This is a genomic window from Clostridium disporicum, from assembly GCF_001405015.1.
In the GTDB taxonomy this organism is placed as follows: domain Bacteria; phylum Bacillota; class Clostridia; order Clostridiales; family Clostridiaceae; genus Clostridium; species Clostridium disporicum_B.
Genome location: NZ_CYZX01000014.1, coordinates 19,923 through 43,317, shown reverse-complemented (window position 1 = coordinate 43,317; position 23,395 = coordinate 19,923). Strand labels below are relative to the sequence as shown.

Here is a 23,395-nt window from a genome sequence, read left to right as displayed (position 1 = left end):
AACTAATTTAGCATTATAATATATCAAGCAAAGCAAATTAAGAAAGGATTATTTTATGAACAATAAAAACGATGAATATTTTGGTAAATATATATCAATTCTACACCGTCAAGCTAATGTTTTTTATTCAAAAGAATTTAATAAATTTGGAATTGGTTCTGGTCAATACATGTTTATGATTCATTTGTATAGAAATGACGGTATTAGTCAAGAAGAACTTTCAGATATTATTAACATAGATAAAGGAACTACAGCTAAAGCCATAAAAAAACTCGAAGAACTTGGTTATATAGAAAGAAATAAAGATTCTGAAGATAAAAGAATAAATAGAATCTATTTAACAAATAAAGCTTTAGAAATTAAAGAAGAATTCCTAGAGGGTTTAATGAAGTGGGAAGATATGCTTACTTCGGACTTAAGTGACGAAGAAATTCTTTATGGATTAAAAATATTAAATAAATTAACTAATAATGTTTCAAAAAAACTAGGAGGTAATAAATGAGTAATCAAAAATATTTAGCAGAAGAATCTATTGGAAAGTTACTTCTAAAATATTCTATTCCTGCAATTATAGGAATGCTAGTAAATGCTTTATATAATATCGTTGATAGGATGTTTATTGGACGAATTCCTGAAGTTGGTTCTTTAGCTTTAACTGGTGTAGGTATTACAATGCCTATTATGTCAATTCTTTTAGCATTTGGTATGCTTATTGGTATAGGATCAACAGCTAATATATCTTTAAATCTTGGGCGTGGGAAAAAAGATGTTGCTGAAAAGTTAATTGGTAGTGCAGTTACTTTAAGTTTAATAGTTGGTATTGCAATAACTGCCATAGGACTTATCTTTATAAATCCTATATTAAATATATTTGGTGCAAGTAGCAATACTTTATTCTATGCTAAAGAATATATAACAGTAATTTTAGTTGGCTCTACTTTTAATATTCTTTCTTTCGCTCTAAATAGTACAGTAAGAGCTGATGGTAATCCTAAAATGGCATCATTCACTATGATTGTTGGATGTCTTACTAACGTTGTGTTAGATTATGTTTTTGTATTTATGTTCAATATGGGAATCAAAGGTGCTGCTTTTGCAACTGTTATTTCACAAGCACTTACATTCTTTATTATTTTATATTATTACACAAAAGGTAAATCTAATTTAAAGTTAAAAATACCAAACCTTAAACTTCAAAAAAGTTTGATTATGATGACATTTGCTATAGGAATCGCTCCTTTCGCTACTCAAATAGCAAACAGCTTAGTACAAGTTGTAGCAAATAATGCTCTAAAAACTTATGGAAATGACTTAGCTATCGGTGCAATGACAGTTATTAGTTCTTTAAACATGGTATTTATGATGCCTATATTCGGTATAAATCAAGGTTGCCAACCGATAATAGGTTTTAATTACGGAGCAAGAAAATTCGAGAGAGCTAAAAAAACATTTATATATGCTACTATAGCTGCAACAATAATTTGTTCTATTGGAGGAATATTAATTCAATTATTCCCTCAACTTGCAATAAGTATATTTAATAATGATGCTGAACTTACTGGACTAGCTGTTAAAGGCTTAAGAATTTATTTACTTATGATGCCTATCGTAGGAATTAATATAGTAGCAACAAGTTACTATCAATCTGTTGGTAAGGCTAAAATGTCTATGTTTGTAAGTTTATTAAGACAAGTTATTCTTTTAATTCCATTCACACTAATATTACCTAAATTCATGGGATTAGATGGAGTATGGGCTGCTGGTGCTTGTGCTGACCTATTATCTGTAGTTATTACAATAATATTAATAGCTAAAGAATTTAAATCATTAAATAAACTTACTATTGAAGAGAATTCACAAGCTACTTTAGATGTAGTTATTAATTAAGTAAAAGCCTTCGGCATTAATATTTGCCGAAGGCTTTTCAATATTTATTAAAGATGAAATTTTTATGGCTAAATTTATTTTATCTTAACTTAACTACTCTTTATCTTTTTTAGAAATAAAATAAATAATAATAAATCCAATTATTAATGCCAATATTGAATATATAATATTAGTATTAGTCGCTTCACTAGGATATATAGCTATTATTGACCCTACAACAAAACCTAATATCATCATATAAGTTTTTCCTGGATATTTTTTTATTAATTTTTCAATAATCTTTGTAGTTAATACAACTCCTATTAACACTCCTATTCCAACAGGAATTAAAAATTTAATATTAAATGTATTAATTGCATCTAAAGTTACATCATATAATCCTAAAATTAATAATATAAAAGACCCACTAATTCCTGGTAATATAAGTGCTACTGCAATTATTATACCTGCCAAAACTAATAGACCAATATTAAATATTCCTGTGCTTTCTATCGCTATGCTAGCAACTTCATTATTACCCGATAAAAACAAGGCTAAAACAAAACCAACAATTAAAAATATATAATTGAAATTACTCTTTTCTATAGATATTGCTTTTCTATATAGAGTTGGTATTCCTCCAAGGATTACTCCAATAAAGAAAAAAGCCATTAAGGTTGGAAACTTATCTAAAGCTTTATCAATTATCCTACTAAAAGCTAGTACTCCTACAATTCCACCTAAAGCTAGTTGAAATATTAACTTACTATGTTTTCTCCAGTCCTCAAAAAACGAACCTACTGCATGAATTAAATCATCATATACATTTAATATTATAGCCATTGTTCCTCCACTAACTCCTGGAACCATTGTAGCTACGCTTATAGCAATCCCTTTAAAAAAATTAATTATCCAATTCATATTCTTCTCTCCTAATTTGCTATATAAAAATAATGGATATATCTTTTATTAAAATATATCCACTTCTATAAAATTAAATCATTAGTCTTACATAACTCAAATCTTTTTAGATTTGTATTTATTTCTTCATTAATCCTAATTACAAAGTACTAGAAGCCTAATTTACATTTATTTTACTTAACACTTTTAACATTAAATTCTTCAAATCTATATTTTTGTCCTGTTGGGTTTACCTTACCTTCGGGTACTTCTTCTACAAACATACCATAAGGTCTTACAAATAAACCACATTCTCCATAAAGAGCTCTATAAAGAACCATCGTTTCTTGAGTTTCTGAATGTTTCACAAAGTCTTCAACTAAATATAAGTCTCCCTTAAAATGTCTAAATATTTTACCTTTAGAATTAGTTATATCTCTCATCTTTTTCTCCTTTTGTTATATACTAAATATTCTTTATATAATTTTATCTTAGTAAAAAAATATATTCAAATATAACTCTATAATAAAATACATTTTTATAATTATACTTATAAAGTTATCTTTATAGAATTTAAATTCTAAAATAACTAATGACAAGGTTAGATTGAACTGTGGTCAATTTACTACTTGTCATTATTAGCATTTTAATAAATATATTTAATTAGTAACAGTTTCCTTTATTCTTATATCTTCTATTAATTTACTTTCTTTATATATAAAATATTTTTCATGTATTCTCATAAAGTAATCTCCACAGATATATAATGGATATAATAACCAAAGCATTACTATATTAACATCGAAACTAAACTTTGACCATATAGTAAGAACTGCTATAAATGTGCATATTACACTTACTGATACTATATATATTAATTCTTTTATATCTTTTATCTTATTAACATTTAAATTTATTACAAATAATATTATTGTTAAAATTGAATATAATACACTCATAATTAAATTTTCTATATTATAGATATCTATACCGTATTTCTTCATATAAAGTACATATTGTAATTTTTCTATATTTTCTTTCCACATCTTACTCCAAAAATCAAAATCTGACCATTTGTTAGGAATCATATCCAGTGGAATAGAGATATTTAATTTTGTAACTTTAAAGAATATAAATATACTTATTATTGCCATGGAAATATATATTATCTTTAACACCGGTTTTCTCTTAGCCTTGAAAAAATGTGTTATAATTTTAATTAATATTAAAACTAAAGCTATTATAGGAAATACCATTGCAAATACCTTCGCAAAATTATGATATATACCACCACTTATTGCCATCTCTTGAATTCCAAACTGCGTCTTAAATTCTTCTATTTTATTTAATGTCATATCAGTTCCATCAATAGTTAACCCATCTAAAACATCTCTATCATCATCCAATAATTGAACAATAATATTAGATTTTGTACTATCATGAATACCTCTTACTATTAATTGTCTCTCTCCATAAGTTATTTCCTTACCAATAGAATGTGTACTTCCAAAAAGTTTATAAGATGTTTCGGTATCTATTAAACAACCATCTTTATCATCTTGAAATAATAGTGCTCCATCAAATAATAAGGACGAGTTTCCCCTTATAGCTAATACCTTAAGATCACTTGCAGTTCTATTCAAGTCTGTATTAGTAGCTGATTGTAATGATTTTTCAGTCCAACCAACTACAGATATATCACTTTTACTTTCTTCAATATTTTTTACTATATCTGCATTAATATTTCCATTTTCAAAATAAAAGTTTATTGTATCATTATCTCTTTCAATATTATTTGCATATCCTAAAGTAATTCCCCAGCACATAACTAAAGCAAAAATAAGGATTACCTTAATTATATGCTTTACTTGCCTTATCATTCAGTCTCCAGGCGAACTCTATCGCCATCTTCAACAGTTTTATTACTACTTATTATTACTTGTTCTCCTCTTGAGAATGTACCTTCTTTTAAAGCTGCAAATTCGTTATCTTTCTTTTCAATTTGAACTTCATACTTTTTTGCTATCTTTTCAGTACCAAGTACTGTTTCTTTTTCACTTACAGCTAAGACATAATAACTATTATTATCTCCTTGTCTTAATGCTGCTAAAGGAACACATGTAGAGTACTTTTTAGATTGACTTGAAATGATTATTTCTCCCATATCATCTATTTCACCTGTACCTGCCGGTAAAACAACTGTTACATTTAAATAATCTGGACTTTCCTCACTCTTTGAAATTGCTTCTATTGTTAGATTTTCAACATAATTTCCACTATTTAATTTAAGAGCTACAGTTTGTCCTTGTTTTACTAAAGTTCTCTTGCTAGATTCGATTTGTCCAACAAACTTATATCCACTTTCTTTATCTGCTATTGAGATTATAGCATCAGATGTAACTCCACCATTTTGAGCAAATACACTTGTAACAATTCCTTCTTTTGGAGATGTTACTTTTCCATTAGCATCTAGTAGTGGTTGTATTTTTTCTAATTCTGCGTAATAATCATCTAATTTTAATGAATCCTTAACATCTTGTAGGTTACGATCTAAATCTAATGTATCATTAGCATCTTCTACTGCTGATGAATACATTGCCTTCTTGCTTTCATAATCAGCCTTTAAACTCTCTTCTACTGCAGGATCTTTTACTGGTTCTTCTTCATTAACTCCATCTCCTGATGCCTCTGGAAGTTGTCTGTATTCATCTAATTCTTTCTTTGCTTTATTCATCTCTTCTAAAGCCTTTGCTACATTACTATTTTTAGAAGCTATAGCTCTATTGTAATCTTCCTTAGCTCTAGCTAAAGTTTTTTCATCTCTAGAAATATTTTCGTTTATATCATCTATCTTTTTTTGTAAATCTTCAGTATCCAATTCAACTAAAACATCACCTGCTTTAATTAACGCTCCAACACTTACATTTACATATTCTATTTTTAATCCTTCAATTGTAGATATTTTTTCTTCTCTATTTTTAACTACTCTTCCAGAAGCCTTAACTTCATCAACCATTGTTTTTACCTTTGGCTTTTCTGTTTTGATAACAGGAATTGTTAAAGAATCTGCAAATCTTGATAACATAGTACATCCTATCATAATTAATAAAAATGCACCTAAGTACTTAACTGCTTTCTTCTGTAGCGTATCTTTTCCTTTTTTAACATATTCGAAATTTATAATCTTCTTTATTTTTTGTTTCATACTCATAACTCATCATTCCTTTACTGCTGATGCTGCAATACCTTGCTCTAAATAACTTTGACCTGCAAAGAATACTATTATAGCTGCTATTAATGTAACAGCTGATGCCGTAAATGCTATATCTGCATTTTCTAATGTTATATTAGGCAGATAAATTGATAACGGCCATAAACTCTTATCTTTTAAGAATGTTAATGGTTGTTCTATTAAATTCCAAAGCTCTAAGAACTGTAAGATTACTGCCGACATTATTCCTGGCATACCTAACGGAATTCCTATTTTAAAAAATATCTTTAATTCACTTGCCCCATCTATTCTCGCTGACTCAATAATAGCCTCAGGTATATTACAGAAAAATCTATACATTATAAAAACTGAGAACGTTGAAAAAATAGCAGGTAATATAATACTCCAGTGTGTATCTAATAATTTAAAAGAATCTAAAACTAAGTAACTTGATAGCATAGTAACTTGAAATGGCATTAACATTACTACTATGTATAAAGTAAATAATATTTTCTTAAATCTAAAGTTGTATCTTGCAAATCCCCAAGCTGCCGCTATTCCTACAATAAGTTGTCCAGCAATTGATAAAAACACTATCTTTACTGAATTCCAGAACATCACGAAAAATTGTGGTGTATCTAATAATAGCTCAACATAAGACCTTATAGTTGGATATTTCGGTAATAACCCCCAACTAACAAAGTCTTTTCCCTTGCCCAGCACTGGAGCAAGGTGTCCTGTTAACTCTGCTTTCCCCATGAAAGACCCTGCTATTAAAAAGATAACTGGAAAACACATAAATAAAGATAATATAACTAATATAAGAAATATAATTTTTCTTTTCATTTTAGCAATCTCCTCTCTAATCTTGATTTTCCCATGCCCTCTGTAAAAGCATAATTAATCCAAAGATTATTACTGCCATTACTACAGAGGCTGCAGCCATCTTTCCAAATGACATCTCTCTAAACCAGTTATTAAATAAATGTTGTAATAAATACATACTCTTATCTGGATAATCTCCAGCTACTAAATAAGCCTCTCTAAATACTTTAAAAGAGTTAAGTAAAGATAAAACAGCTATTGTATATAATGTAGGTTTTAAGCAAGGTAATGTTATTTTAGTGAAACATTTTAATTCTCCTGCTCCATCAACTTTAGCTGATTCATAAATCTCTTTTGATATAGCATTTAAACCTGCTAACCATAGTATTATTGTATATCCAAGATTTTTCCATATATAACTAAATACGAGTACCCAAAAAGCATATCCAGTATTCATCCAATCTTGCCCTACAATATTAAAATTATTTAATACTCCACTTAATACTCCTTGTTCATGGAAAACTATATTCCATATAAGTACTACAGATGCTATTGGTACAGCCATAGGTATTAAAAAAGCAGTTCTTAAAATTTGAGAAGCTTGTACAAATCTATTTAAGAATACTGCTATGGCTAAAGATATTGCTAGCAATAATGGTATACATACTAGCACAAACTTTATTGTATTTTGCGATGCTAATTTAAAAGCCGCATTTGAAAATATATCATAATAATTTTCTAACCCTGAAAATTCTCTTGAAATTGCACTTTGAAAAGATCTAATAAACACATCTAAGAAAGGAAGCAGTGTAAACACTGCTACCCCTATTAGACTTGGTAAAATAAAATATAATGGTGCTTTATTTATCTTTTTCTTTCTTTTTACCTTTTCCATATTACTCCGCCAAATATAAATCTAAATTATCTACTATTGTATTAATAGCATCATCTAAACTACTATTTCCTAAAGCATATGCTTCAAATTGTTTAGCTACTTCAGTCAATAACACTCTATTAACTGTTCCAGCTACATTTAAACTTTCTATTTCACCTATTAATCTATTAATATCTTCTTCATTTGGCAGGTATTGTTTGACTTCATGCATAGTTCCATCTTCATCTTGCCATCCCATTGTTCCACCAAAGTAATGTTGAGTTTCCTCATCAAATTCTGGTTGCCACTCTTCGTCTATTGCAAATTCTTTTTTCAAACTTTCCTTATTTACTGTTATTCCTTGTCCATAATATCTTGTTTGAGATTTTTCATTAAATAATTCTTTAATAAATTCTTTTGCTTCCTCTTTATTTTTAGCTTTAGAATTTACTCCTAAAAGATCAATAGGCATAAATACTTTTTCACCGCCTCTTGTTAACATCTTATAATCTAAATCTTTATTATTTATTAATGCAGTAATTAAAGATTGATATCCCCATGATGAATCTAATCCACCATAAATTAATGAACCAGCATTATTTCCATCCATTAATAATGAATCTGCATAAACCGAAGGCATTAAGTAATTATTAATTTCGTATACGCTCCAAATTCCTTCGTTAGGGTCTACAAAATCTTCTCCATCGCCTTCTTCAAAGTCTTCATCTTCAATAATTTCCTCTTTATCAGGAATTTGTTCACCTTGGAATTTATCATTCCATATCGCTTCCATCTTTTCATAATATCTCTTCATATTTTCATCAACAACAGTATATAATTCCTTAGATTTTTCAAAGAAATTATTTAATGCATCAACATTTATAGTTTTATCGCTATTTAACCAATCATTTCCATATAAATAATATAATGAATAAACTAAAGTCTTAGGAGAATAGTAATCATTAAATATTCTCTTATCAGGATTTTCTTTTCCTAACTTTTTAGCTAATTCTACAAATGAATCTAAATCTGAAACTGATTCTATAACATCTTTGTTTCCAACTAACATTGGGAATTTAACTTTAGTTGGGAATTGATATATCTTTCCATCAACAGTATACGCATCCGCTATGTTTTTAAATAATAAATCTTGATTTGTATATTCTGATATAACATCGCTTATATCTTCTAAAAGCCCTTTTTCTATATAAGACTCTACTGGTAGCCCATCTAGTAATATAACATCTGGACCATTTCCAGCCGCAATTTCAGTATTTAAAGTTTTAAGTGCATCTGATTCAGTAATTCCTTCTTCTCCCCAAGACATACCAATTTCATATTTAACATAAGTATCTGGATTCGCTTTTGCATAAGAAGAAACAGCTTGTCTCACTTGATCATTTTCTAACAATGAATATACTCTTAATTGTTTATCAGGAACAGATGGAATATTGGCATCATATGCAAAATTAATAATAGCTGTTCCTCCATTGCTCCAATCATTAAATACAGTTAAAAATTCATTATTATCCTTTTCAACAAAAGACATTAAATACATTTCTGTATCACCAAAAGAACTTAATGCTCCATCTATAAGTTGTTTAGTCTTCTTTTCTGATAAATCATATTCATATAAACCTAATGTAGTATAGTAATATAATTTAGTTTTACTTCCTGAGTTTATAAATGTTGGATAATACTGAACTGTATCTCCTAAAACTTCTTTTTCTAACTCCTCTAAGTTACCCTTTTCATCTCCAGTATTAATATCAAATTCTACTATAGTTGAAAATCCATATATAATAAGCGAATCTCCTACTATTGAATAATCATTAAAATAATCTTCAAAGAAATACTCATTTTTTACTTCAAAAGTAGTTCCATCTAATTGAACTACTGAATCACCCTTACCAGTTGAATAGAATATATCTCCATTTGAAGCTGCTTTAAATTGTGGTTGTCCATACCACATTCCATCTTCTGCTTCTTCTTGTTCTATTTCTATTTCTTGAAAAGTTCCATCTTGATTTACTATAGCATATTTATATTCTGGTTCTTTCCATTCTTCTTTATCTAGTATTTCTGTACTTTCATCTTCAGCAATATTACCATTTTCATCAACTTCTGGTTCTACCCATGGTTCCATAAAGTAATATCCTATAAGTATTCTTCCGTCACTTAATACAGTAGAATTCATAATTGAAGTTTCCATACCATCTTGTTTTGGTAAATCTATAATAGTTTCACTCCAAGTTTGTCCACCATCCTCTGAAATAAAACTGGATAATCTTACTTCAGTATCATAAGTTTGGCCTACCATTGCAATTCTACCGTCATCTAGTTTAGTCATGTTTTGAATATATGAATCTGTTGGAGATTCATATCTCTCTTCAACATACCTTCCCATCTCTGACTTTTTAGTACCACCATCAGAACATCCAACTGCTGATACCATCAAAGTAAGAGACATAGCCATAGAGAATAATCTTTTTAATTTACCACCCATAAATTCCTCCATAATTTGTTATATTTAATATTATATTTTTTACTTTTTATCTTATAATATCACTATTTGTTATTATATACCATTTAAATAACCTTAAAATTTTATTACAATTTGGTTACAATTTATTTTCATTTATACCAAATGTCTACTCCTATCATCAAATTTATAAGTTCAACTATCAAAGTTAAAATTTGGAGCTTCACTTATTAAACTATTTATTTATAAAAAAGTTCCCTAATTTTTTTATACTACTTAACTATTTTTTACACATACAAAAAAAGCCAGCTCTCGCTGACTTTTTTAAACTATCCATTTTTTATTTCCGGTAAATGAGACATTTAACCATTTATTATATTTTATATGCTTTATAGCATCATTTATTTCTTCTCTTACACTGTCCATTTGGTCTAAGGTCTTTAACTTACTATTTTGATTATAGACAAAATCTATTTCTATTCTAAGTTCTCTACCTATTTTAGAAACTCTAGCAATTGATTCTTCAAATTTATACTCTTCCTCAATTTCTTTTACTAGTACATATATATCATCATTAATTTCATCATCAGCCTTAACAGATATAATCTCTTTAAAACTTTCTATAAAAGTCTTTATAGGTAATCTTAAGAAAATTATTGATACTATTAAAGTCATAGTTGGATCTATATATGGATTTAAGAAACTTAAGGTAGTTTTAGATAAAACTATTGCAACTAAAAACCCAATTAATACTGCTGCACTTAAAGCTGTATCCATAAACCATTGATTACTCTCAGCTTTTATTAATTCAGAAGATAACTTTTTCTCTTTCTTCTTCATATATAAAGTGATTATGCCACAACCAACAACCGAAATAATGGAATAAACTATAGCTAGTCCAAATTCTATGTTGTTGCCTCCATTAAACATTATCTTTACTGCATCTATAAGAGTATATAAACACATTATAAGTATAACTAAAGATTTAATTGAAATAACTAATGGTTCTAAAATATGTTTTCCAAAAGGAAACTTCTCTACATCATTTTTAGACATAAAATTACTTATAAATAAGGATAACATAGATAATAACAAACTGATAAATGAATATAATCCATCGAATATAATCATTTCAGAATCTATCGCTCATCCCCATGCAATACCAAATAGTGCAAAGAATAATGCACCTAAAACGGATAATTTTAATATTTTGTTTTCTATTTTCATTATCTTCACCTACTCCTTAAAATATTTTTGCTTAATATCATAATACTAGAATAAATTCTATATTGTAATGATTAAAATGCTCAAAAAATACTACTAATATATTTAATTTTAAATTCCTCAAATTTTACTTACAGCATAAATGTACTTTAGAAAATATTGTTATATTTTTAACATAAAGCTGAATATTCAGAATATTTCCGATATTGTAAATATATTTATAATTTAATTTCCTATTGAAACATTCTTTATTTGATGATAGAATCATATATGAATTTACTATTAATTAAGAATTATTATTGACATCGTTTTAACAAACTAAATTTATATATAGAAAAATCGGAGGTATAAGCAATGAGACAAGAATGGACAGGCTTTAATAAAGGCCAATGGCAAAAAAGCGTTGACGTAAGAAACTTTATCCAAACTAACTACACTGCTTACGAAGGAGATGACAGTTTCTTAGCTGGTGCAACTGAAGCCACTAAAAAACTTTGGGCAGAAGTTAGTGAACTTTTCAAAAAAGAAAGAGAAAATGGTGGAGTTTTAGATTTAGATACTGAAACTATATCAGGAATAAATGAATATAAAGCTGGTTATATAGATCAAGCTTTCGAAAAAATAGTTGGTGTTCAAACTGACGCTCCATTAAAAAGAGCTGTTATGCCTTATGGTGGTATAAGAATGGCTGAAAGTGCTGCTAAAGCATACGGATATGAAGTTAGCCCAAGAATATCTGAAATATTTAGCAAATATAGAAAAACTCATAACCAAGGTGTTTTCGATGCTTATACTACAGAAATGAGATTAGCTAGAAAATCAGGTGTTATCACTGGTCTTCCAGATGCTTACGGAAGAGGAAGAATCATAGGTGACTATAGAAGAGTTGCTCTATACGGTGTAGACAGATTAATACAAGATAAAGAACAACAAAAATTAAGCTTAGAAGTTAAGACTATAGATGAAGAAGTTATCAGATTAAGAGAAGAATTATCTGACCAAATAGCTGCTTTAAAAGAATTAAAAGGATTAGCTGCAACTTACGGATTTGATATATCAGCTCCAGCTACAAATGCTAAAGAAGCTATCCAATGGTTATACTTTGGATTCTTAGGTGCTATAAAAGACCAAAATGGTGCTGCTATGTCACTTGGTAGAACTTCTACATTCTTAGATATATATATAGAAAGAGACTTAAGAAACGGTGTTATCACTGAAGAAGAAGCTCAAGAATTAATGGACCACTTCGTAATGAAGTTAAGATTAGTTAAGTTCTTAAGAACTCCAGAATACAACGATTTATTCTCAGGAGATCCAACTTGGGTTACTGAATCAATCGGTGGTATGGGATTAGATGGAAGAACTTTAGTTACTAAGAACTCATTCAGAGTACTTAACACACTTTACACTTTAGGGCCATCACCAGAACCAAACTTAACAGTTTTATGGTCAACTAGATTACCTCAAGGATTCAAAGATTTCTGTTCTAAGGTATCTATTGATACATCATCAGTTCAATACGAAAATGATGACTTAATGGCTCCATACTGGGGAGATGACTATGCTATCGCTTGTTGTGTATCTGCAATGAGAGTTGGTAAGCAAATGCAATTCTTCGGTGCTAGAGTTAACTTAGCTAAGACTTTACTTTACGCTATAAACGGTGGTAGAGATGAAAAGTCTGGTGTTCAAGTTGGACCAAAGACTATTCCACTAACTGATGAATACTTAGATTACAATGAAGTAATGGATAGATTTGAAACAATGACAGATTGGTTAGCTAACCTTTATGTTAATACTTTAAATGTTATTCACTACATGCATGATAAATATTCATATGAAAAATTACAAATGGCTTTACATGATAGAGATGTATTCAGAACAATGGCTTGTGGTATAGCTGGACTTTCAGTTTGTGCTGACTCATTATCTGCTATAAAATACGCTAAAGTTAAGCCAATAAGAAATGAAGAAGGAATAGCTGTAGACTTCGAAGTTGAAGGTGACTTCCCTAAATACGGAAATGATGATGATAGAGTTGATGAAATTGCTGCATGGTTAGTTGAGTCTATGATGAACAAAATCAGACAAAACAAAACTTACAGAAATGCTACACATACTCAATCAGTATTAACAATTACATCAAACGTTGTTTACGGTAAGAAGACTGGTACAACTCCATGTGGAAGAAAAGCAGGAGAACCATTTGCACCAGGAGCTAACCCAATGCACGGAAGAGATAACAGTGGTTCTTTAGCATCATTAAACTCTGTTGCTAAGATTCCATATGAACATTCTCAAGACGGTGTTTCTAATACATTCTCAATCATTCCTGATGCTTTAGGAAAGACTGCTGAAGGTAGAATCACTAACTTAGGTGCTATGATGGATGGATACTTCTCTCAAGGAGCTCAACACTTAAACGTAAATGTATTTGATAGAGAAACTCTATTAGATGCTATGGAGCACCCAGAAGAATACCCACAATTAACAATCAGAGTATCTGGATACGCTGTTAACTTCATCAAATTAACTAGAGAACAACAATTAGATGTTATAAACAGAACATTCCATAAATCAATGTAATTAAATATGTATTAAAGGAGCTATTATAAAATAGCTCCTTTATCTATATCTTATAATTATGAAGATTAATGATATTTCTCCTATCAACAAATCCTATATTAAACCATGGAAATTCTTTCTTCATACCCTCTATTCCATTTGATAATAATCTTACATATGGGTCATATATATATACCAATATATTCTCGTCATCTATATGATAAAATGAACATAAATCGAATTCTCTAGGTCCTAATATTACTACACTTGAGAAGTGATAAAATATTAATGGTGTTTCATTTATATAAACATTATTATATCTCTTTGAAACTTTATAATTTTTTATATTCCAAAATGCAACATTAGCTCCAATAGAATTGACTACATGTACATTTTTAAATATATCTACCCAATCTTCAACATACCGTTGATCACCAAAGGTTTTATCAACCGTATCATACTCCATAGTACACTTCTTTAAACATCTGTCTCCCCATAATCTTACTGCTACCCTTGCTTCATTATTATTTCTAAATCCTACAAATCCTGTATTATATATTCCACTTAATTCATAATAATGTTTAAATTCTTCTGAATTTCTATGATGAGTTAAGAAAATTGAAGCATTAGGATTTTCATCGAATACATTATCTATATTTGAAAAGAAGAATAAATCCGCATCAACATGTGCATAGTATTTAGCTTTATCATACTGATTCATAATATAATATAAAAATATAGGTTTTAATGTCCAACAATATTCATGAAAAGATCTATTTGATTTAGCTTTTAATAATTCAAAATTATTATCTTCTAAATACTTTATTGGAATTAATATAATATCTTTAAAACCTATCTTGTTTAATATTGCATATACCGACTCATTCATACATAAAATGAATAACTTAAAACTTTTGCAATACTGACGTAAAGAAATATACATAGGTATAGCTTTGAATAAATGTTGCTCTGATAAGATCATACTGAAATGATATTTCTCCAATGTCTTTTCCTCCTTTCTATTAACTATTTACAAACCATACTAAATCCTGTATATATCTCTTATTAATGCTAGCATTGCTTCTGTAAAATATTTAATTCCAAACTTATCTCTTAAATATTTTAATTCCATTATTAATTCTTCTAGGTTTATATAAATATTAGGCATAATACTATATCTATCTTTAACTCCTTCTACAAAGAAGCGTTTTCTGCAAGTTTGAATTAGTTCTAAAAATATCTCTAATAATCTCCTAAACGAAGTAACTGGAAGCATATTATTTATATCAATTACTAATTCGTTAATAGTACTTCCATCAATAGAGGTTACATATGATACACAAACTAATATTACATCTAAGAAATATACATTATTATATTTACTACATATATAATTCACATTATCATGAGCTTCGCTTATTCTTATATTACTTGGATGTTCCTGATGAACATTTAAAATATCTTTATCAAATACAAATTTACTTCCAGATTTATATAGTCGTATACCTAAATCATAATCTTCATACCCATAACCAACTATACTTTCATCAAACATACCAACCTGTATAACTCTACTTCTTTCTACAGAAACGTTATTAGTTATGAAAAATCTCCATGGTAAAGCATAGTCTCTAAAATTATCTCCGTATCTATCTAATATACCTTTTAAAATTTTCATAAAATCTGTATCTAAATTATAAATATAATTTAAATAACTTCTATCTACTATAGATTCACTACTTATTAATGGTTGCTTGTCCATCTTAATATCATCTATATCCATTCCATATATAGGTAATATATCATCTTTATAATTCAAACCAGCTTTCTCTAATTCTTTATAATAAAAAGTATTTATTCGCTTCCATGGAACACCACATACAACTATATTTCCTTCTTCATGGTGCTTTAAATGTCTGGTTATGAAATCTATAGGTGCTAACATATCACTATCGTGAAATATTAATATATCTCCTTCTGCTCTTTTTACCCCTTCATTTCTACCATGTGCAATTCCTTTATTCTCCTTTACTCTTACAAACTTAAGAGGATATTTAGATTCAAACTCCTTTAACATCTCTATTGTGTTATCATTAGATCCGTTATCAACTACAACTACTTCAAAAGTATCATAGTCACAATCTTGATTATTTAAAGTTATTAAATTATAATATAACCTTTCTCTCGAGTTGTAAGATGGAATTATGACGCTCACTCTCATAAAATCTATCTCCTTATACCTTATTAGTTAATTATCTTCAACTTCAGCTACTGTTTTATACTCTATAAATGTCGGATCAATCTTTTCAACTTCATCAATAAGATTAGTTAATAGCTTTCTATATATTTCATATATAAAAGGTTGATTTATTCTATCTTCTTCGTGAATTTGTCTTATATCATTCTTATTAACTATTCTAAAACCACTAAAGTGATAGAAAATCAATTTATCATTATTTACCATTATATTGTTATCTTTAACACTAAATCTATATTTCGGATAATTCCAATGTCCAATATTTATACCTGGTGTTGTAATCTCTTCAACATCTTTAAATAGGAATGGCATATCCTCAAGATATTTCTGGTCCCCAAACTTATTATCTTCCGGATTTGCCGTGCAACTTTCAATACACTTCTTATCCCACCACTTTACACACTCTATGCCATTTATATCGTTTTTAAAACTAATAAATCCTGAGTTATACTTACCAGTAAGATACTGCATATATTGATTAAATTCCTTAGAATACATAGGCAAAAATATTTCTCCACTTGATAGTAATACAGATGCCTCAGGCTGATTCTCAAAAATTATTCTAACGTCTTGTAAAAAGAATAGGTCTGAATCTATATAAGTCACCCTTTCTATAGAGTTATCCATCTCAAAAATATATCTTATAAACCCTGGTTTTAATGTCCAACAATATTGATTCAATAATCTCTTATCCTCTAAATCTATTAAATCAGCTCTATTTAGTTGAGATATTGTAAATAATCTTAGTCTATCAAAATTAACTTTCTTTAAGAATTCATAACATTTATTATCTACACAAAGAACATATATTACGAAATCATCCAGTGTTTCATATAAAGATAAAAAGCAAGCAATACCTTGAATTAACCTTGTCTTAGAAACAACAGCACAAAAAACACTCTTTTTCATACCTATTTATCTCCTAAAAACTCTTTATACCACTTTACTGTTTTTGCTAATCCATCCTCTATTGTATACTTTGGATTCCATCCTAATATATCTCTAGCTTTCTTTGCAGATAAATATTGATGTTTTATTTCATTACTTCCTATATTTAATATTATAGGTTTTAATTCACTACCCATAATATTTAATATTTTGTCTACTAATTCTAAAACTGTTAATTGAATTTCATTACTAAAATTAAATGCTTGTCCTCCTAAATTTTGCTCCTCAATTTTTTCTGCTAAAGTAATATATGCTTCTACTGCATCTTCAACATAAAAATAATCTCTGATAAAGGTACCGTCACTTCTAATTATTGGTGCTTCTCCTTTTAATATTGATTTAATACTTTGGGGAATAATTCTATTAAAATTTAAATCTCCTCCACCATATAAATTTCCACATCTAGTTATACAAACTGGTAGCTTATAGGTTTCATAATAACTTTGAGCAATTAAATCTGCACAACTCTTTGAAACATCGTAAGGATGTTTTCCTTGTAAAGGCATACTTTCATCATATGGAAGCTTCTCTTGATCTCCATAAGCTTTGTCGCTAGATGCCACTACCACTCTTCTAATTAATGGACTTCTCCTGGATGCTTCAAGTATATTCCATGTTCCTTGAATATTAGAAATAAATGTTCCTAATGGATTCCTATTTGCAACGCCTACAATTGCTTGAGCTGCTAAATGAAAAACTGTATCTATCTCATATTCTCCTAATATTCTTTCTATTAAATAATAATCTTCTAAACTTCCTCGTACTACATTTATGGATTTATATTCATCACCACTATAAAGATTAGATTTTGGTATATCATCTCTTACCAATAAGGTTACATTAGCACCATAATCAACAAGAGCCTTAGTTAAATAGCTACCTAAAAATCCTGTTCCACCAGTTATAAAAATATTTTTATCTTTCCAAAACTTATCATTTGTACCTACCATATTTTCCACAATCTCCTTCCCTCATTCCACATTATATTTACATTATTAATATCACTTAAAGTGTCCATTGCAGTCCAAAAACCATTATGCATATAAACTGCTAACTGATTATCTGCAACTAACTTTTTCAATGGACTTTGCTCTAAAACACATGTTGAATCATTTTCTAAATAATTAAATATTTCTGGTTCGAATACAAAAAATCCACCATTTATTATTTCTTCTGTATTTTTCTTTTCCTCAAATGATTTAGCTACTCCATCTCCTACTGTTAAAATGCCATATTGACTCTTTTTATATATTCCAGTTACAGTTGCTATCCTTCCTTGCTTCTTATGAAATTTTAATAATTCCTCTATATCTATATCAGCTAAGCCATCTCCATAAGTTAACATGAATGTTTCGTTTCCAATATATTCTTTAGCTCTTTTTATTCTTCCTCCAGTCATTGTATCAATACCTGTATCAACGAAAGTTATCTTAAAGTCTTCAGGATCTGAATACACTTTTATATCTCCACTATTCATATCTAACTTAAAACTATTAGTTTTCCAGTAGTAATCCATAAAATATTCCTTTATTTTTTCCCCTTTATATCCTAATAACAAAATGAAATCATTAAATTTATAATACTGATACATTTTCATTATATGCCACAATATTGGCATACCCCCAACCTCACATAGAGGTTTAGGGGTATCCACTGTTAATTGACTCATTCTAATTCCCTTTCCACCTGCAAGTATAACAACTTTCATCTTTAGTCACTCCCTTTTTTACTATAGTTTATATTTTTCAAAATTAATTAATGATTTAGCATCTAAATATCCACAATGATCAATTTCTTCATATAGAATAATAACTATTAACACACTCCATATTAATCCACGCGTCTCACAAAAAGTCGTTTCAGAATTTATACTAATAACACGCTTATCTTTAATAAAATTATTTATTCTATCTTCTAATTCTCTAAAATTTTTCCCATTAAATATTTTTACTTTCACTATTTTAGATTCCTTTAGCCAAATTTTTTATACTACATATTATTCCTAACTATAAATTATGTTCCATTAATTTCCTGTATTTATCACATCTCATTTTGTAGCAAATAAATTTATAAATAAAAACAGTATTAACTATTTAATAAGCTAATACTGTTTTTGTTTATAATTTTTTACCATTGATTATAAAAGTCAAATTTTTTGTTAAAGAAAATCACTCCTACTCCACCTATTCCCAAGTGAGTTCCTAATACACAACCTATTTTAGTAATTACACATTTAGTATCTTCTCCAAATCTTTCTTTTATAGCTTTAACAACCGCTTCTGCAGCTTCTTCATCATCAGCATGCCCTATTCCAATAACCTGGTCAGTAAACCCATTTATTCTTTCTTCAACTATATCTAAAAGAGTATTTATAGATTTTTTCTTCCCTCTAACCTTTTTAATAACTTCCAGATAACCATTGTTTACATCTAACATAGGTTTTAAATCAAGCATTGTCCCTAGAGCAGCCTGAACCTTATTAATCCTACCGCCTTTCATAAGCCAATTTAAATCTTCTAATATAAATACATGCTCGATATGATTAGTCATTTCATAAATATAGTTGATAATATTCTCAAAGCTTTCTTTATTTTCAATAAGCTTTATTACCTGCATAGCTATTACTCCTATGCCTATGGCCCCAGCCTTTGTATCTATAACTTCTATTTTTCTTTCTGGATATCTTTCCTTAAATTCTTTTGAAATATTTTTTGCTAAATCACAAGTTCCAGATAAAACAGATGAAAACGCTAAATATATAAAATCATTACCTTCCTCACAATGTCTATCAAATGTTTCATAAATTGCTGCCGGCGATACTTGAGATGTTTTAGGTAAAATACCATTTCTCATTTCTTCATAAACCTGGTCTATCGTTATAGTTACTCTATCTAAATACTCTTTATCATTAATCATTACTCTAAGTGGTAATATATCTATGTCATATTTATCATACATTTCTTCTGGCAAATCGCAAATACTATCAACAATTAACTTAATCATATTTTTCTCCTTAAATTTAACATATCATATATAATTTTTTCCAATACAACAAGTAATATATACCTATTTTCTATTAATATAAATATTTATTTTTATTAATTAATACAATATTAAAAAAATATTTTTAAAATTTTTACTTGTTTTATCCTAAAAAGAAAAAATGAGATGTCTCTAAAATTATTTTTAAAATCATTTTAGAGACATCCCCATAATTAATAATTCACAATTCTTAATTATTTAGAATTTCCTTCCTCCACCACCATGAGAATTTCCACTACTTGATGTATGAGTTGTTGTTCTTCCTCCACTACCGCCTGAGTTACCATTATTCTTAGGAATTTTTCTTCTAGTAGTATTTGTCGTTATAAATCTATCACTTCTTCTAGTAAAATTAATTGAATTTCTATCTAGGTAATTTTCTTCAGGTAATGCTGCTGGCTTTTTATACTGCATAACTACAATTCCACATATAACTGAACTTATTACTAACGCTATTAATAATGCAATAAAAACTCTTTTTATTTTTGCTTCAGTAGATAGTACAATATCACCATTTTCATCAACCGTATATTGATTCGATGGTATCCCTTTTTCTAAGTAATAGCTTGTATCCTTTAAAAATATTTCTGCACCTTTAGAGTAATTACCGTCACTTAAATATGAATATACATCATCTAAAATACTATCTACTCTGCTATCTGTAAAATATCTCTCACCATTTCCTGACGTAGAAATATATGCTTCACGGTCATCCATATTAATAAGCATAAGTATACCACTATTCTTATCACCAAGTCCGTAGCCTTCATAGTCAAAAAAATCATCTGCATACTCCTTAGAGCTTTTACCTTGATTATCATTAGTTGTTACTATAACTATATCCATATTATATTTATGTGATATTTTATTAATAGAACTTTCTAAGCTATTTATTTCTTCATCAGAAAATAAAGTTGCGTTATCTACTACTCTCTTAAGGTCAGCACTTATATTACTACTTAATGAAATACATAAAATCATCATGAATGCAATTACTAAAACTCTACTTATTATCTTTTTCATATAAGCATACCTCCTATAAGTGCTACTATAAATGAAATCACAAATAATATAGTAAATAATATACCTATACGCCCTTTAGATACTGGGAGAGCTCCATATACTTCTCCGCTTTGTCCATTAATTGCAAATATATAATTTTTATTATTAAATTGATAAGTTAACATCCATACAGGAAATAATGCGTATTTAAATTTAGCATTGCTGTACTTACTATTAAAATTTCTTTCACTTACTATGCTATATCCATTAATAGAATTTCTTAAAATATTATTTACAGAATTATTAATAGTACTCTTTATACTAGGTAATACATCCTCCTTAGTTCTATCATATTTATCTGCTAAAAATCCTGGAAGATATGCCATAGAAAAATCCTTTATCTCATTATAATCAAAAGGTTCAATAGCTGTCATAACTTTATCATCTGCCTTTGAAGATGCGTTATGAGGAACATTATCAAATTTTAATTTAGCTTCTCTATATACTTCGTAAGTATCAGTCTTTGTATATTCATAATCTCCCTGTCTCCAAGTCATTATTTTTTTACCTATGGCCATCATGCTTCCATCTACATCACAGTCAAAAAGCCAGTATGGTATATATATACCAGTTATTTTTTCAAGCTGCTTTGCTGATGTAAACTCCTTAGGTATAAACCATTTTTTCTTTGACCAGTTCAATAAAATTTCTTCTGCTTTTCTCTTATCAATCTTAAAGGGAATAACTTTTGAAGGCTTGAAATCTCCTGATAATTTATCTGTTAATATAACTGGTCCATGACAGTAATAGCAAAATGTTGCTGCTGTGGATTTATCCGCAACCACTTCTGCCCCACACCTTGGACACTTATATACTCTTGTATTATTATTTATTTCATCACGTAATTCATCTGATATCTGTTCTTCACTATATTCATCACTTCTATCATCTTCTTTTTTAAGATAATCTTCTAACTCTTGAATTGAAAATGTGCTTAGGCAATAATCACATTTACCTTTCTGTGACTGCGCATCAAATGTTACATGTGCACCACAATTAGGACATTTATAAACAGCAGCTCCCATTTATTCACCTCATCTAATTAATACTAAATAAATAATAACATCATTTACAGTTTAAGTAAATCTACGCATATCTTATAATACTTATGCCTATCTATTATCATTATGAAAAATAAATAATATTTATAATAAAAATCCTAAGAAAATAATCAAATATTATTTTCTTAGGATATCTACAACAACTATATTAGGTCTATTAAATAATCTTAATGGAAAACCACTATTCCCTAATCCCCTACTTACAATTAATTTATTACTTTCCCCATACATCCCTGAGTAATATTTTGGTAGTATTCCTTGCCCTGGAGCAAATAATCCTCCTACAAAAGGTAGTATAAATTGACCACCATGTGCATGACCTGAAAACATAATATCAAAGTTGTGTCTACTATATAAAGTATCTTCATTTGCATCATAATTTTCTGGATAATGGGATAATACAAATTTTAACCCATTCATATTTTCTAACTTCTTTAGTAAGAGCTCTGATTTTTGTCCCTCATATTTACTCTTAACTTTTTCATAAAATAATTCTCCACTATCTATCCTATTTTCTACTAACCCTAAGATATTAATAATAGTGGATTTTATCTTTATCGTTTTTATTTCATTATCTAATACTACAACATTATTAGCTCTTAACTTATGTAATATTTCATTAATTCTCTTACATCTCATTTCATTATTTCCAGGAATATAGAATACCGGAATATTATTATTTACTTCAGCTAAGAAACTAATTATTTTATCAATTCTTTTCATGTTAGAATCTATTAAATCACCAGTAGCGACTACTATATCTGGTTTTTCATTAAATATTATATCCTTCAATATCTTATTATCTTTTCCGAATTCCTTACTATGCAAATCAGAAAGCTGTAAAACTTTTATATTATCATTACTACTTGAATCTATATTAAATCTTGTTATTTGTATTTTATTATTTTGATAATAACAAAAACCATATGCAGATAATGCTGTAATTCCCAATGTCAAAAAACTCATATAAATTTCTCCAATTAATAATTTTAAATATAATTATATCACTTTTAATAATTATATTTTATTAAATATTAATGAAACTTTTAAAAATAAATAATAACTACTTTCCCATCTA

At 28.3% G+C, this 23,395-nt stretch carries 21 protein-coding genes; 3 read left to right on the top strand and 18 right to left on the bottom strand.

Features of this window, described 5'->3' with window-relative positions:
- Positions 1–55 precede the first annotated feature (55 nt).
- Positions 56–502 (top strand): MarR family winged helix-turn-helix transcriptional regulator, encoded by a 447-nt coding sequence (locus ARA56_RS10370; protein WP_055266423.1) that lies wholly within the window; start codon positions 56–58, stop codon positions 500–502.
- A complete protein-coding gene (locus ARA56_RS10365) occupies positions 499–1,887 on the top strand; it encodes an MATE family efflux transporter (protein WP_055266421.1) in 1,389 nt (462 codons plus the stop codon). The genes ARA56_RS10370 and ARA56_RS10365 overlap by 4 nt, the downstream gene beginning before the upstream one ends.
- A gap of 93 nt (positions 1,888–1,980) precedes the next feature.
- Here the strand turns inward: ARA56_RS10365 and ARA56_RS10360 are convergent, their stop codons facing one another.
- From ARA56_RS10360 to ARA56_RS10325, 8 genes are all read right to left on the bottom strand, one after another.
- Positions 1,981–2,787 carry a DUF368 domain-containing protein gene (locus ARA56_RS10360; RefSeq protein WP_055266419.1) on the bottom strand — a complete coding sequence of 269 codons (807 nt, stop codon included), beginning with the start codon at positions 2,785–2,787 and terminating at the stop codon, positions 1,981–1,983.
- 173 nt (positions 2,788–2,960) lie between these two features.
- The gene (locus tag ARA56_RS10355) at positions 2,961–3,209 is read right to left on the bottom strand and encodes a DUF1653 domain-containing protein (protein ID WP_055266417.1); all 249 of its coding nucleotides are present in this window, start codon (positions 3,207–3,209) and stop codon (positions 2,961–2,963) included.
- A 216-nt stretch (positions 3,210–3,425) separates the two neighbouring features.
- Positions 3,426–4,646: a hypothetical protein gene (locus ARA56_RS10350; RefSeq protein ID WP_055266415.1), complete on the bottom strand. Its 1,221-nt coding sequence runs from the start codon at positions 4,644–4,646 to the stop codon at positions 3,426–3,428.
- The gene (locus ARA56_RS10345) at positions 4,643–5,971 is read right to left on the bottom strand and encodes an efflux RND transporter periplasmic adaptor subunit (RefSeq protein WP_055266413.1); all 1,329 of its coding nucleotides are present in this window, start codon (positions 5,969–5,971) and stop codon (positions 4,643–4,645) included. The genes ARA56_RS10350 and ARA56_RS10345 overlap by 4 nt, the downstream gene beginning before the upstream one ends.
- 12 nt (positions 5,972–5,983) lie before the next feature.
- A complete protein-coding gene (locus ARA56_RS10340; RefSeq protein WP_055266411.1) occupies positions 5,984–6,823 on the bottom strand; it encodes a carbohydrate ABC transporter permease in 840 nt (279 codons plus the stop codon).
- A gap of 16 nt (positions 6,824–6,839) precedes the next feature.
- Complete coding sequence (locus tag ARA56_RS10335) at positions 6,840–7,697, bottom strand: carbohydrate ABC transporter permease (RefSeq protein ID WP_055266409.1); 858 nt, start codon at positions 7,695–7,697, stop codon at positions 6,840–6,842.
- 1 nt (position 7,698) lies between these two features.
- Positions 7,699–10,182: an ABC transporter substrate-binding protein gene (locus ARA56_RS10330; protein ID WP_055266407.1), complete on the bottom strand. Its 2,484-nt coding sequence runs from the start codon at positions 10,180–10,182 to the stop codon at positions 7,699–7,701.
- A 300-nt stretch (positions 10,183–10,482) separates the two neighbouring features.
- A complete protein-coding gene (locus tag ARA56_RS10325) occupies positions 10,483–11,289 on the bottom strand; it encodes a cation efflux transmembrane domain-containing protein (RefSeq protein ID WP_055266405.1) in 807 nt (268 codons plus the stop codon).
- A gap of 447 nt (positions 11,290–11,736) precedes the next feature.
- Between ARA56_RS10325 and pflB the strand changes: the two genes are divergently transcribed.
- Positions 11,737–13,968 carry a formate C-acetyltransferase gene (pflB, locus tag ARA56_RS10320; protein WP_055266403.1) on the top strand — a complete coding sequence of 744 codons (2,232 nt, stop codon included), beginning with the start codon at positions 11,737–11,739 and terminating at the stop codon, positions 13,966–13,968.
- A 43-nt stretch (positions 13,969–14,011) separates the two neighbouring features.
- On the opposite strand, the gene ARA56_RS10315 is transcribed toward pflB, so the two are convergent.
- From ARA56_RS10315 to ARA56_RS10270, 10 genes are all read right to left on the bottom strand, one after another.
- Positions 14,012–14,950, bottom strand: a complete 939-nt coding sequence (locus ARA56_RS10315; protein WP_055266401.1) for a hypothetical protein — start codon at positions 14,948–14,950, stop codon at positions 14,012–14,014.
- 39 nt (positions 14,951–14,989) lie between these two features.
- On the bottom strand, positions 14,990–16,168 hold the full coding sequence (locus ARA56_RS10310) for a glycosyltransferase family 2 protein (protein ID WP_055266399.1): 1,179 nt from the start codon (positions 16,166–16,168) through the stop codon (positions 14,990–14,992).
- Positions 16,169–16,195: 27 nt separating this feature from the next.
- Positions 16,196–17,113 (bottom strand): putative nucleotide-diphospho-sugar transferase, encoded by a 918-nt coding sequence (locus tag ARA56_RS10305; RefSeq protein WP_055266397.1) that lies wholly within the window; start codon positions 17,111–17,113, stop codon positions 16,196–16,198.
- 2 nt (positions 17,114–17,115) lie between these two features.
- Entirely contained in the window at positions 17,116–18,102 is a 987-nt protein-coding gene (locus tag ARA56_RS10300; RefSeq protein WP_055266395.1) for a GDP-mannose 4,6-dehydratase, read from the bottom strand.
- A complete protein-coding gene (locus ARA56_RS10295; RefSeq protein ID WP_055266393.1) occupies positions 18,096–18,860 on the bottom strand; it encodes a glucose-1-phosphate cytidylyltransferase in 765 nt (254 codons plus the stop codon). The genes ARA56_RS10300 and ARA56_RS10295 overlap by 7 nt, the downstream gene beginning before the upstream one ends.
- A 21-nt stretch (positions 18,861–18,881) precedes the next feature.
- Positions 18,882–19,109: a hypothetical protein gene (locus tag ARA56_RS10290; protein ID WP_055266391.1), complete on the bottom strand. Its 228-nt coding sequence runs from the start codon at positions 19,107–19,109 to the stop codon at positions 18,882–18,884.
- A gap of 170 nt (positions 19,110–19,279) precedes the next feature.
- A complete protein-coding gene (locus ARA56_RS10285) occupies positions 19,280–20,155 on the bottom strand; it encodes a DegV family protein (protein ID WP_242855926.1) in 876 nt (291 codons plus the stop codon).
- Positions 20,156–20,392: 237 nt separating this feature from the next.
- On the bottom strand, positions 20,393–21,217 hold the full coding sequence (locus tag ARA56_RS10280) for a TPM domain-containing protein (protein ID WP_055266389.1): 825 nt from the start codon (positions 21,215–21,217) through the stop codon (positions 20,393–20,395).
- Positions 21,214–22,281 carry a TFIIB-type zinc ribbon-containing protein gene (locus ARA56_RS10275; RefSeq protein ID WP_055266387.1) on the bottom strand — a complete coding sequence of 356 codons (1,068 nt, stop codon included), beginning with the start codon at positions 22,279–22,281 and terminating at the stop codon, positions 21,214–21,216. The genes ARA56_RS10280 and ARA56_RS10275 overlap by 4 nt, the downstream gene beginning before the upstream one ends.
- A gap of 153 nt (positions 22,282–22,434) precedes the next feature.
- Entirely contained in the window at positions 22,435–23,283 is an 849-nt protein-coding gene (locus ARA56_RS10270) for a metallophosphoesterase (protein ID WP_055266385.1), read from the bottom strand.
- Positions 23,284–23,395: the final 112 nt, after the last annotated feature.

Excerpts from the sequence above, each read along its gene's own strand:
- ARA56_RS10370 (WP_055266423.1), top strand. The coding sequence starts at position 56 with ATGAACAATAAAAACGATGAATATTTTGGTAAATATATATCAATTCTA.
- ARA56_RS10365 (WP_055266421.1), top strand. The coding sequence starts at position 499 with ATGAGTAATCAAAAATATTTAGCAGAAGAATCTATTGGAAAGTTACTT.
- ARA56_RS10360 (WP_055266419.1), bottom strand. The coding sequence starts at position 2,787 with ATGAATTGGATAATTAATTTTTTTAAAGGGATTGCTATAAGCGTAGCT.
- ARA56_RS10355 (WP_055266417.1), bottom strand. The coding sequence starts at position 3,209 with ATGAGAGATATAACTAATTCTAAAGGTAAAATATTTAGACATTTTAAG.
- ARA56_RS10350 (WP_055266415.1), bottom strand. The coding sequence starts at position 4,646 with ATGATAAGGCAAGTAAAGCATATAATTAAGGTAATCCTTATTTTTGCT.
- ARA56_RS10345 (WP_055266413.1), bottom strand. The coding sequence starts at position 5,971 with ATGAAACAAAAAATAAAGAAGATTATAAATTTCGAATATGTTAAAAAA.
- ARA56_RS10340 (WP_055266411.1), bottom strand. The coding sequence starts at position 6,823 with ATGAAAAGAAAAATTATATTTCTTATATTAGTTATATTATCTTTATTT.
- ARA56_RS10335 (WP_055266409.1), bottom strand. The coding sequence starts at position 7,697 with ATGGAAAAGGTAAAAAGAAAGAAAAAGATAAATAAAGCACCATTATAT.
- ARA56_RS10330 (WP_055266407.1), bottom strand. The coding sequence starts at position 10,182 with ATGGGTGGTAAATTAAAAAGATTATTCTCTATGGCTATGTCTCTTACT.
- ARA56_RS10325 (WP_055266405.1), bottom strand. The coding sequence starts at position 11,289 with ATGATTATATTCGATGGATTATATTCATTTATCAGTTTGTTATTATCT.
- pflB (WP_055266403.1), top strand. The coding sequence starts at position 11,737 with ATGAGACAAGAATGGACAGGCTTTAATAAAGGCCAATGGCAAAAAAGC.
- ARA56_RS10310 (WP_055266399.1), bottom strand. The coding sequence starts at position 16,168 with ATGAGAGTGAGCGTCATAATTCCATCTTACAACTCGAGAGAAAGGTTA.
- ARA56_RS10305 (WP_055266397.1), bottom strand. The coding sequence starts at position 17,113 with ATGAAAAAGAGTGTTTTTTGTGCTGTTGTTTCTAAGACAAGGTTAATT.
- ARA56_RS10300 (WP_055266395.1), bottom strand. The coding sequence starts at position 18,102 with ATGGTAGGTACAAATGATAAGTTTTGGAAAGATAAAAATATTTTTATA.
- ARA56_RS10295 (WP_055266393.1), bottom strand. The coding sequence starts at position 18,860 with ATGAAAGTTGTTATACTTGCAGGTGGAAAGGGAATTAGAATGAGTCAA.
- ARA56_RS10285 (WP_242855926.1), bottom strand. The coding sequence starts at position 20,155 with ATGATTAAGTTAATTGTTGATAGTATTTGCGATTTGCCAGAAGAAATG.
- ARA56_RS10280 (WP_055266389.1), bottom strand. The coding sequence starts at position 21,217 with ATGAAAAAGATAATAAGTAGAGTTTTAGTAATTGCATTCATGATGATT.
- ARA56_RS10275 (WP_055266387.1), bottom strand. The coding sequence starts at position 22,281 with ATGGGAGCTGCTGTTTATAAATGTCCTAATTGTGGTGCACATGTAACA.
- ARA56_RS10270 (WP_055266385.1), bottom strand. The coding sequence starts at position 23,283 with ATGAGTTTTTTGACATTGGGAATTACAGCATTATCTGCATATGGTTTT.